2 protein-coding genes are annotated in these 10,601 nt (G+C 76.3%); both read left to right on the top strand.

Features of this window, described 5'->3' with window-relative positions:
* Positions 1–3,904, top strand: a 3,904-nt coding sequence (locus tag ADK60_RS17600; protein ID WP_234371127.1) for an SDR family NAD(P)-dependent oxidoreductase, incomplete at its 5' end; no start/stop codon positions are given.
* Between the two features lie 139 nt (positions 3,905–4,043).
* Positions 4,044–10,601: type I polyketide synthase (locus ADK60_RS17605; RefSeq protein ID WP_159400474.1), on the top strand; the 6,558-nt coding region annotated here is incomplete at its 3' end.

Below are 10,601 nucleotides of genomic sequence, written 5' to 3' on the forward strand. Positions count from 1 at the left end.
GGGCGGCCCGGAGCAGGTGCTGCGTGCGGTGGGTCGTGCGTGGGAGCGGGGGTTGGGGGTGGACTGGTCGGGTGCCTTCCCGGGAGCGCGGCGGGTGGACCTGCCGACGTACGCCTTCCAACGCACCCGCTACTGGCTCGACGTTCCGACCACGAGCCGGGACGTCGCCTCGGCCGGTCTCGCCACGACCGGGCACCCGCTGCTCGGCGCGGCGATGCAGGTCGCGGACTCCGACGAACTGCTGCTCAGCGGCCGGATCTCGCTGCGGACCCACCCCTGGCTCGCCGACCACGCGGTGTCGGGCGTCGTCCTGCTCCCCGGCACGGCCTTCCTCGAACTCGCGCTGCGTGCCGGGGCCGAGGCGGACTGCCCGGTGGTCGAGGAACTCACCCTCGGATCGGCGCTCGTGCTCCCGGACGAGGGGGCCGTCCACCTGCAGCTCCGGGTGGCCGTGCCCGACGGCGACGGCCGGCGAAGGCTCGGCGTGTTCGCCCGGACGACACGGGACGCCGACGCGCCCTGGACCGAGCACGCCACCGGCACCCTGGCACCCCGGCCCGCCGGGGACCCGGCGGGAGCCGCGGCCGGTCTGCTGAGCTGGCCGCCGTCCGGTGCCGAACCCGTCGACACCGGCGACCTCTACGAGCGCTTCGCCGAGGCCGGCTACCACTACGGGCCCGCCTTCCGGGGCATCCGTGCCGCGTGGCTCCGCGGCGGCGAGGTGTTCGCCGAGGTGGTGCTGCCGGAGCCGCAGCACGCCGACGCCGCGGGGTGCGTGCTGCACCCCGCGCTGCTGGACGCGGCCCTCCAGACCGCCGCGCTGCTGCCCGACCAGGACGGCCGGGCCCGGCTGCCCTTCAGCTGGAGCGGTGTGACCGGCGGGACCACCGGGGCCACCACGCTGCGCGTGCGGCTCGCCGCGGACGCGCCGGACGCCGTGACCCTGCACGCCCACGACCTGTCCGGACGGCAGGTCCTCGGCGTGGAGGCACTGCTGCTGCGGCCGCCGGCCGCGGGAGGTCCGCTCTCCGCGACCGCCCACGCCGACCTGCTGTACCGCCTCGACTGGACCCCGGCCACCGAGCAGGCCGACAGCGCCGTGCCCACCTGGGCCGCCCTCGGCGGTGCCGTCCCCGGCGCGGAGTCGTGGCCGGACCTCGACGCCCTGGGGGCCGCCCTCGCAGCGGGCACCGCCCTCCCCGAGGTGATCGTGGCGGCCGTCGCCACCGCCGACCTGCCCGCCCCCGCCGACCGGGTCCGCGCCACCGCGCACCAGGGCCTCGCCCTCGTCCAGCAGTGGCTGGCCGACGAGCGGTTCGCCGCGGCCGGGCTGGCCCTGCTCACCAGGGACGCGGTCCGTACCGGCCCGCTCGACCGTCCCGTCGATCCCGCCCAGGCCGCCCTGTGGGGCCTGGTGCGCAGCGCGCGGGCCGAGCACCCCGGGCGCTTCGTCCTCGTCGACACGCCCGGCAACGGCGAGCCGGCCGACGCCCTGCCCGCGGCGCTCGCCGCCGGGGAACCCGAGCTGGCGCTGCGGACCGGCCCGCCGCTACTGCCGCGGCTGGTCCGCGGCGGACGGCCGGACGGCACGCTGTCCCTGCCGGACGGCGCCGCCTGGCGTCTCACCACCGACGGCCGGGGCTCCGTGGAGGACATCGTGGCGGAGCCCGCCCCCGCGGCCCTCGCCCCGCTGGGCAAGGGCGAGGTGCGGATCGCGGTGCGCGCCGCCGGGCTGAACTTCCACGACGTCATCGCCGCGCTCGGCCTGGACCCCGACCCCGAGCAGCAGGGCCTGGGCAGCGAGGGCGCCGGAACCGTCGTCGAGGTGGGCCCGGGCGTGGACGACCTGGCACCGGGGGACCGGGTGATGGGGATCTTCGGGGGCGCGTTCGGCCCGACCGCCGTCGCCGACCGCCGCACCGTCGCCCGGATACCCGCGGGCTGGTCCTTCGCCCGCGCCGCGTCCGTGCCGGTGGTGTTCCTCACCGCCTACTACGGTCTGTTCGATCTCGGCGGACTGCGGCGCGGGGAATCGGTCCTGGTGCACGCCGCGGCCGGCGGTGTCGGCACGGCGGCGGCGCAGCTCGCCCGGCACGCCGGCGCCGAGGTGTTCGCGACCGCCTCCCCCGCCAAGTGGGACGTCCTGCGGGCCGGCGGACTGGACGACGCGCACATCGCCTCGTCCCGCAGCACCGACTTCGCGGAGAAGTTCCTGACCGCCACCGGCGGGCGGGGGGTCGACGTGGTACTCGACAGTCTGGCGCGGGAGTTCGTCGACGCGGGTCTGCGGCTGCTGCCGAACGGCGGCCGGTTCGTGGAGATGGGCAAGACCGACGTCCGCGAGCCCGAGGCGGTCGCCAGGCAGCACCCCGGCGTGCGCTACCGGGCGTTCGACCTGATGGAGGCCGGTCCGGAGCGCATCGGCGAGATGCTCGCCGAGGTCCTGGGCCTGTTCGAGCAGGGAGTGCTGCGTCCGCTGCCCGTCACCGGCTGGGACGTCCGGCAGGCCCCGGCCGCGCTGCGCTCGCTCGGCCAGGCCCGCGGCGTCGGCAAGAACGTCCTGCTGCTGCCCGCTCCGCCGGACCCCGCAGGGACCGTCCTGGTCACCGGGGCCACCGGCACCCTGGGACGGCTCCTGGCCCGGCACCTGGTCGTCGCGCACGGCACCCGGCACCTGCTGCTGGCGGGCCGCCGGGGCGGGTCCGCCGACGGCATGCCGGAGCTGGTGCGGGAACTGACCGGCCTCGGCGCGTCGGTGACCGTCGCGGCCTGCGACGTCGCCGACCGCGACGCGCTCGCCGCCCTGCTCGGGTCGGTGCCCGCCGCGCACCCGCTGACCGCCGTCGTGCACGCGGCCGGGGTCCTGGACGACGCCACGATCGCCGGGCTGACCCCGGACCGGCTCGACCGCGTCCTGCGGCCCAAGGCGGACGCGGCGCTGGCCCTGCACGAACTCACCCGGGACCTCGACCTCGCGGCGCTGGTCCTGTTCTCCTCGGGCGCCGCCCAGTTCGGCGCGGCCGGGCAGGCGAACTACGCCGCCGCCAACGCCGTCCTGGACGCCCTCGCCGCCGAGCGCCGGGCCGAGGGGCTGCCTGGCCTGTCCATCGGCTGGGGCCTGTGGGAGGAGCGCAGCGGGATGACCGCCGCGGTCACCGCGGGCCGGGGCACCGGGGCGGGCGCGCTGACCTCGGCGGAGGGCCTCGCCCTGTTCGACGCGGCGCTCGACTCCCCGTACGCCTACCGGCTCGCGGCCAGGATCGCCCCGTCCGTGCTGCGGGCGGACGACCGGCTGCCCGCCGTGCTGCGCGGCCTGGTGCGCCCCGCCCGTACCGCCGCCGCCTCCGCCGCGGCACCGGCCCTCTCGGCGGCGCGGCAGCTCGCCGAGCTGCCCGAGGCCGAGCTGTACCGGACCCTGCTCGACCTGGTGCGCGGCAACGCCGCGGCGGTGCTCGGCCACAGTTCGCCGAACCTGATCCGCCCGGCCCGCCCGTTCAAGGACGTCGGCTTCGACTCCCTCACCGGGGTCGAACTGCGCAACCGGCTGATGTCCTCGACCGGGCTGCGGCTGCCGGCCGCGCTCGTCTTCGACCACCCCACCCCGGAGGCACTGGCACGCCACCTCGCCGAGCGGGCCGTCGCCGCCCGCCCGTCGGCCGACTCGGCGGTCCGGGCCGGGCTCGACACCCTGGAGACCCTGCTGGACGCCCTGCCGCCGGACGGCGTCAGCGACGAACTCGCCGCCCGGATAAGGGAAGTGCTGTCCCGCCCGCTGCCCGGCGGGGCGCCGGCGGCCCCCGTCCACCGCACGGGCGACGTGGACGACCTGGCCCCCGAGCTGATCGAGGCGGCCAGCGACGACGAGATGTTCGACTACATCGACCGGCAGTTGGGATCCGCATGACCGGGGCACCGGCTCGCGCCGACCACGAGCCCCGCGCCCTCCCCGCCGTCCTCCCCACCGTCCACGCGCTCCGCGCAGCCCCGGACGGGACCCGAACAGCCCGAGACGAAAGCAGCGGTGTCCAGTGAGCGACCAGAGGATGCGCGACTACCTCAACCGGGTGGCCATCGACCTGCGGGACACCCGGCAGCGGCTCCGGGAGGCCGAGGCCCGCACCAGCGAGCCGATCGCGGTCGTGGCGATGAGCTGCCGCTTCCCCGGCGGTGTCCGCACCCCGGAGGACTTGTGGGAACTGCTCGCCGAAGGCCGCGACACCGTCTCGCCGGTCCCCGGCGACCGGGGCTGGGAGGCCGCCTGGCCCGCCGGCACCGCGGTCCCCGGACAGGGGGCGTTCCTGGACGGCGCGGCGGACTTCGACCCGGGGTTCTTCGGCATCTCGCCCCGTGAGGCGGTCGCGATGGACCCGCAGCAGCGGCTGCTGCTGATGGCGTCCTGGGAGGCCGTCGAGCAGGCCGGCATCGACCCGCTCACCCTGCGGGGCAGCCGTACCGGGGTGTACGCCGCGGCGATCGACCAGGGGTACGCCACGCTGGGCTCCGGCGCCGCCGAAGCCGTCCAGGGGTTCCTGATGACGGGGAACTCCATGAGCGTGATGTCGGGGCGGGTGTCCTACGCGCTCGGTCTCGAAGGCCCCGCCGTCACCGTGGACACCGCCTGTTCGGCCTCGCTGGTGGCGCTGCACCTCGCGGCGCGGGCCCTGCGGGCCGGTGAGTGCTCGCTCGCCCTCGCCGGCGGGGTCAGTGTGATGGCGCTGCCGGCGGTGTTCGTCGAGTTCAGCCGACAGGGCGCGATGTCCCCCGACGGCCGCTGCAAGCCGTTCGCGGCGGCCGCGGACGGCACCGGCTGGGGCGAGGGTGTGGGGATGCTGCTGCTGGAGCGGCTGTCGGACGCGCGCCGCAACGGCCGTACGGTGCTGGCCGTGCTGCGGGGTTCGGCGATCAACCAGGACGGCGCCAGCAACGGCCTGACCGCCCCCAACGGCCCCTCGCAGCAGCGGGTGATCCGGGCGGCGCTCGCGGACGCGGGCCTGTCCGCGTCCGAGGTGGACGCGGTGGAGGCGCACGGCACCGGCACCACCCTCGGCGACCCGATCGAGGCCGACGCGCTGCTGGCCACGTACGGCCAGGACCGGCCCGCCGACCGCCCGTTGTGGCTGGGGTCGCTGAAGTCGAACATCGGGCACACCCAGGCCGCCGCCGGAGTCGCCGGGGTCATCAAGACGGTGCTCGCGCTGCGGCACGGCGTGCTGCCGCGCACCCTGCACGTGGACGCGCCCACCCCGCACGCCGACTGGTCCTCGGGCGCCGTCGAACTCCTCACCGAGGCCCGCGACTGGCCCGCCGTCGACCGGCCGCGCCGGGCCGGGGTGTCCTCGTTCGGCATGAGCGGCACCAATGCGCACATCGTCCTCGAACAGGCACCGGAGCCGGAACCGGCCGACGGGCCGGAAGCGGTCACCGACGGGCCGGACACCGCGCCCGGGCCGGGCGCGCCCGGGGCCGTGCTGCCCTGGGTGCTGTCCGGGCGCACCGCGTCCGCGCTCGGGGACCAGGCGGCCCGGCTGCGCGCCCGGCTTGCCGTGGACGCGCCCGCACGGCCGGCCGACATCGGGTTCTCGCTGGCCACCACCCGGTCCGCCTTCGAACACCGGGCCGTGGTGATCGGCGAGGGGCGTCCCGCACTGTTGAGCGGGCTCGCCGCCCTGTCCGGACCGGGCACTGACCTCCTCCCCACCGACCCGGCCGCGCCCGCCGACGTCGTCGTGGGCACCGGCCGGGTCGTCGAGGGCCGCACGGCACTGGTGTTCCCGGGCCAGGGCTCCCAGTGGGCCGGCATGGCACGGGACCTGCTCGCCACCAGCCCCGTCTTCCGGGACCGCCTCGCCGCCTGCGACGCCGCCCTGTCCGCCCATGTCGACTGGCGGCTCCCCGCCGTCCTGGAGGGTGCCCCGGAGGCACCCTCCCTGGAACGGGTGGACGTGGTGCAGCCGGCGCTGTGGGCGGTGATGGTGTCACTGGCCGCGCACTGGGAGTCCTGGGGCGTCCGGCCCGACGCCGTGGTCGGGCACAGCCAGGGCGAGATCGCCGCCGCCGTGGTGGCGGGAGCGCTGAGCCTGGAGGACGGGGCGAAGGTCGTCGCCCTGCGCAGCCGGGCCATCCGTGCGCTGGCCGGACTCGGCGGCATGGTCGCGGTGTCCCTGCCCGAGGACCGGGTCCGCGCCGAGATCGCCCCCTGGGCGGAGAAGCTGTCGGTGGCCGCCGTCAACGGGCCCGCCGCCGTGGTGGTCTCGGGGGAGACCCGGGCCCTGGCCGAACTCCTCGCCCACTGCGCCGCCCAGGGCGTGCGGGCCCGGTCCGTACCCGTGGACTACGCCTCGCACTCGGTCCAGGTCGAACGGATCAGGTCCGAGGTGCTGGCGGCACTGGCCGGCGTACGCCCGCTCCCGGCCCGGATCCCGCTGTTCTCCACCGTCACCGGCGACCGGCTCGACACCACGGCCATGGACGCCGACTACTGGTACCGCAACCTCCGCGGGACCGTCCGCTTCGACGCGGCCGTACGCTCCCTGGTCGAGCAGGGCCACGAGGTCTTCGTCGAGGTGTCGCCGCACCCGGTGCTGACCATGGCCCTCCAGGACACCGCCGAGGCCACCGGAGCCGCGGAGCCGCCCGTGGTCGTCGGCACCCTGCGCCGCGACGACGGCGGACTGCGCCGGGCCCTGCAGTCGGCCGCCGAACTGTGGGTGGCGGGCGCGGCCGTCGACTGGTCCGCGGTGTACGCCGGCACCGGCGCCCGCCCGACCGCCCTGCCCGGATACCCCTTCCAGCTGCGGCGCTACTGGCTGGAGCCGGACACGGCACCCGACGCCGGACCGGCCGCCGCCGACCCGCACGACACGGCCTTCTGGCACATGGTCGACCACGACGCCCCGGCCGAGATCGCCGCCCACCTCGCCGTCGACGAGGACGCCCTCGCCCCCGTACTGCCGGCCCTGCGCGGCTGGCGCAAACAGCGGCGCGACGAGAGCGTCATCGACTCCTGGCGCTACCGCATCGGCTGGCAGCCCCTGCCCGACCCGCCGGCCGCCACCGCCGCCGCCGGCACCTGGCTCGTCGTCCTGCCCGCCGGACACGACGACGACGCACAGGTGCGCGGGCCGTTGCTCGCCCTCGCCGAAGCGGGCGCCACCGTCGTCACGGCCGAACTCACGGACGGTGCCGTCCGCCGCACGGACCTCGCGGACACGCTCGCCACCGCCCTCGGCGACCGCGTCCCGACGGGCGTGCTGTCGCTGCTGGCCGCCGCCGACCGGTCCCACCCCGACCACCCGGCCCTGCCCACCGGGACGGCACTCACCGTCGCCCTGGTGCAGGCCCTGGGCGACCTTGCCCTCACCGCGCCCCTCTGGTGCGTCACCGCCGGGGCCGTGTCCACGGGCCCCGACGACCCGGTCACCCACCCCCGCCAGGCACTGGTCTGGGGCACCGGACTGGTGGCCGCGCTGGAACAGTCCGCCCGCTGGGGCGGACTCGTCGACCTGCCGCCGGACCTCGACGCCCGCACCAGGACCCGGCTCGCCGCCCTACTGACGGCCTCCGGCGCGGGCACCGGCACGGACGGCGTCGGCCGCGAGGACCAGCTCGCCCTGCGCCCCGCCGGCCTGCTGGCCCGCCGCCTCCGGCGCGCCCCCAGGAACGACGCCCGTCCGGAGCACTGGAAGCCCCGCGGCACCGTCCTGCTGACCGGCGGCACCGGAGCCGTCGGCCCGCACCTCGCCCGCTGGCTGGCCCGCAGTGGCGCCACCCACCTCGTCCTGCCCGGCCGGCGCGGCCCCCAAGCACCCGGCGCGGCCGCACTCGCCGCGGAACTGGCCGTCCTCGGCGTACGACTGACCCTGCCCGTCTGCGACCTGGCGGACCGTCGGGCCGTGGCTGCGCTGCTCACCGGCCTGGAGGCGGCGGGCGACCGGGTCACCGCGGTCGTCCACGCGGCCGCCTTCGTCGCGCTCGCCCCCCTCGACGGCACACCGATGTCCGCCTTCGAACAGATCGTCGCCGCCAAGGCCGCCGGCGCCGAACACCTCGACGCCCTGCTCGACCGCGAACTCGACGCCTTCGTCCTGTTCTCCTCGATCGCCGGGGTCTGGGGCAGCGGCGACCACGGCGCGTACGCCGCCGCCAACGCCTACCTCGACGCCTTGGCCCAGCATCGTCGGGCCCGCGGCCTCACCGCCACCACCGTCGACTGGGGCATCTGGCAGGCCGAGAACCCGGACCGCGTCGCCGGGGAGGACGCCGACCTGTTCAAACTGGAGCAGCACGGCCTGCCCCGGATCGCCCCCGACCTCGCGGTCCAGGCCCTGCGACAGGCGCTGGACGACGACGAGACTGTACTCGCCGTCGCCGACGTCGACTGGGAGCGCTTCGCCGCCGTCTTCACCTCCACCCGCCCCAGCCCGCTGCTCACCGGCATCCCCGAAGCCCGCCGCGCGCTGGCGGCGGCGACCGGCGACACGGAGGCACCCGCCGCCGCACTGCTGCGCCAACGGCTCACCGCCCTCGGCGAATCCGAGCAGCACCGCCTGCTGCTCGACCTGGTGCGCACCCACGCGGCAGCCGTCCTCGGCCATCCCTCGGTGGACGCGATCCGGCCCGGCGCGGCCTTCCAGGACCTGGGCTTCGCCTCCCTCACCGCGGTCGAACTCCGCAACCGGCTCAACACCGCCACCGGACTGCGGCTGCCGTCCACCCTGGTCTTCGACCACCCGTCGTCCGTCGCGCTCGCCCGGGAGATCCGCGCCGAACTGCTCGGCCGGCAAGCCGGCGAGCCGCGCCCCGACGACCCGGACACCGCCGCGCACACGCCCGCGTCCGACGACGAGCCGATCGCGATCGTGTCCATGGCCTGCCGGTTCCCCGGCGGCATCGGCACCCCCGAAGACCTGTGGCGCCTGCTCGCCGACGGCGGTGACGCCGTTTCGGATCTCCCCACCGACCGCGGCTGGGACGTCGAAGCCCTCTACGACCCCGACCCCGACCGCCCCGGCACCTCGACCACCCGGCGCGGCGGCTTCCTCCACGACGCGGCCGAGTTCGACGCGGAGTTCTTCGGCATCTCGCCGCGCGAGGCCCTGGCGATGGACCCGCAGCAGCGGCTGCTGCTGGAAACCACCTGGGCCGCCCTGCGCGGCAGCCGCACCGGAGTGTTCACGGGTGTCAACTACGCCGACTACGCGGCCGTCGTCGCCCGGTCGGAGGAGGGGGACGGCCACCTGCTCACCGGCAGCGCACCCAGCGTCGTGTCCGGCCGGGTCGCCTACACCCTGGGCCTCGAAGGCCCCGCCGTGACCATCGACACGGCCTGCTCCTCCTCGCTCGTCGCCATGCACGTCGCGGGCCGGGCGCTGCGCGGCGGCGACTGCTCGCTCGCCCTGGTCGGCGGCGTCGCCGTGATGGCGACCCCCGGCGCCCTGATCAGCTTCTCCCGGCAGCGGGGACTCGCCGAGGACGGCCGCTGCAAGGCATTCTCGGACGACGCCGACGGCATGGGCATGGGCGAGGGCGTCGGCGTCCTGCTGCTGGAGCGGCTGTCGGACGCCCGCCGCAACGGACACCCGGTCCTGGCGGTGGTACGCGGCTCCGCCGTCAACCAGGACGGCGCCAGCAACGGACTCTCCGCCCCCAACGGTCCGTCGCAGCAGCGGGTGATCCGGGCGGCGCTGGCGGACGCGGGGCTGTCCGCGTCCGAGGTGGACGTGGTGGAGGCGCACGGGACCGGTACCACGCTGGGCGACCCGATCGAGGCGCAGGCGCTGCTGGCCACGTACGGTCAGGACCGGCCCGCCGAACGGCCCCTGCTGGTCGGGTCCCTCAAGTCCAACCTCGGTCACGCCCAGGCGGCATCGGGTGTGGCGGGGGTCATCAAGACGGTGCTGTCCATGCACCACGGGCAGGTGCCCCGCACCCTGCACGTCGGCAGGCCCTCCGGCCACGTCGACTGGACGCGCGGCGCGCTGGCCCTCGCGACCGAGCAGCAGCCCTGGCCGCTCCACGGTCGCCCCTTCCGGGCCGGAGTGTCCTCCTTCGGCCTGAGTGGCACCAACGTCCACGCCATCCTCGAACACACCCCCGTGGACGACGACGACCCGCAGGCCGAACGCGTTCCCCTGCCGGCGGTGCCCTGGCTGCTGTCGGCGAGGAGCCCGCGGGCACTGCGCTTCCAGGCCGACCGTCTGCGCGGCCACCTGGACCGCGGCCCCGTGGCCGACCCTCGCGACATCGGGTCCGCCCTGTACGCGCGCACCGCCTTCGAGTACCGGAAGGCACTGGTCGGGGACCAGGACCAACTCCGCACCCTGCTGGGCCAGATGGCCGACGACGACTCGGGAGCGTGGGACGGCGGCCGCCCGGTCGAAGGTCGTTCGGTGTTGGTGTTCCCGGGTCAGGGTTCGCAGTGGGTGGGGATGGCGGTGGGGTTGTTGGCGGGGTCGGAGGTGTTCGCGGGGCGGATGGGGGAGTGCGAGCGGGCTCTGGCGCCGTATGTGGACTGGTCGTTGGTGGAGGCTTTGGGTTCTGAGGTGCTGTTGGCGCGGGTGGATGTGGTGCAGCCGGTGCTGTGGGCGGTGATGGTGTCGTTG

The organism is Streptomyces sp. XY431 (assembly GCF_001279805.1).
GTDB classification, from domain to species: Bacteria; Actinomycetota; Actinomycetes; order Streptomycetales; family Streptomycetaceae; genus Kitasatospora; species Kitasatospora purpeofusca.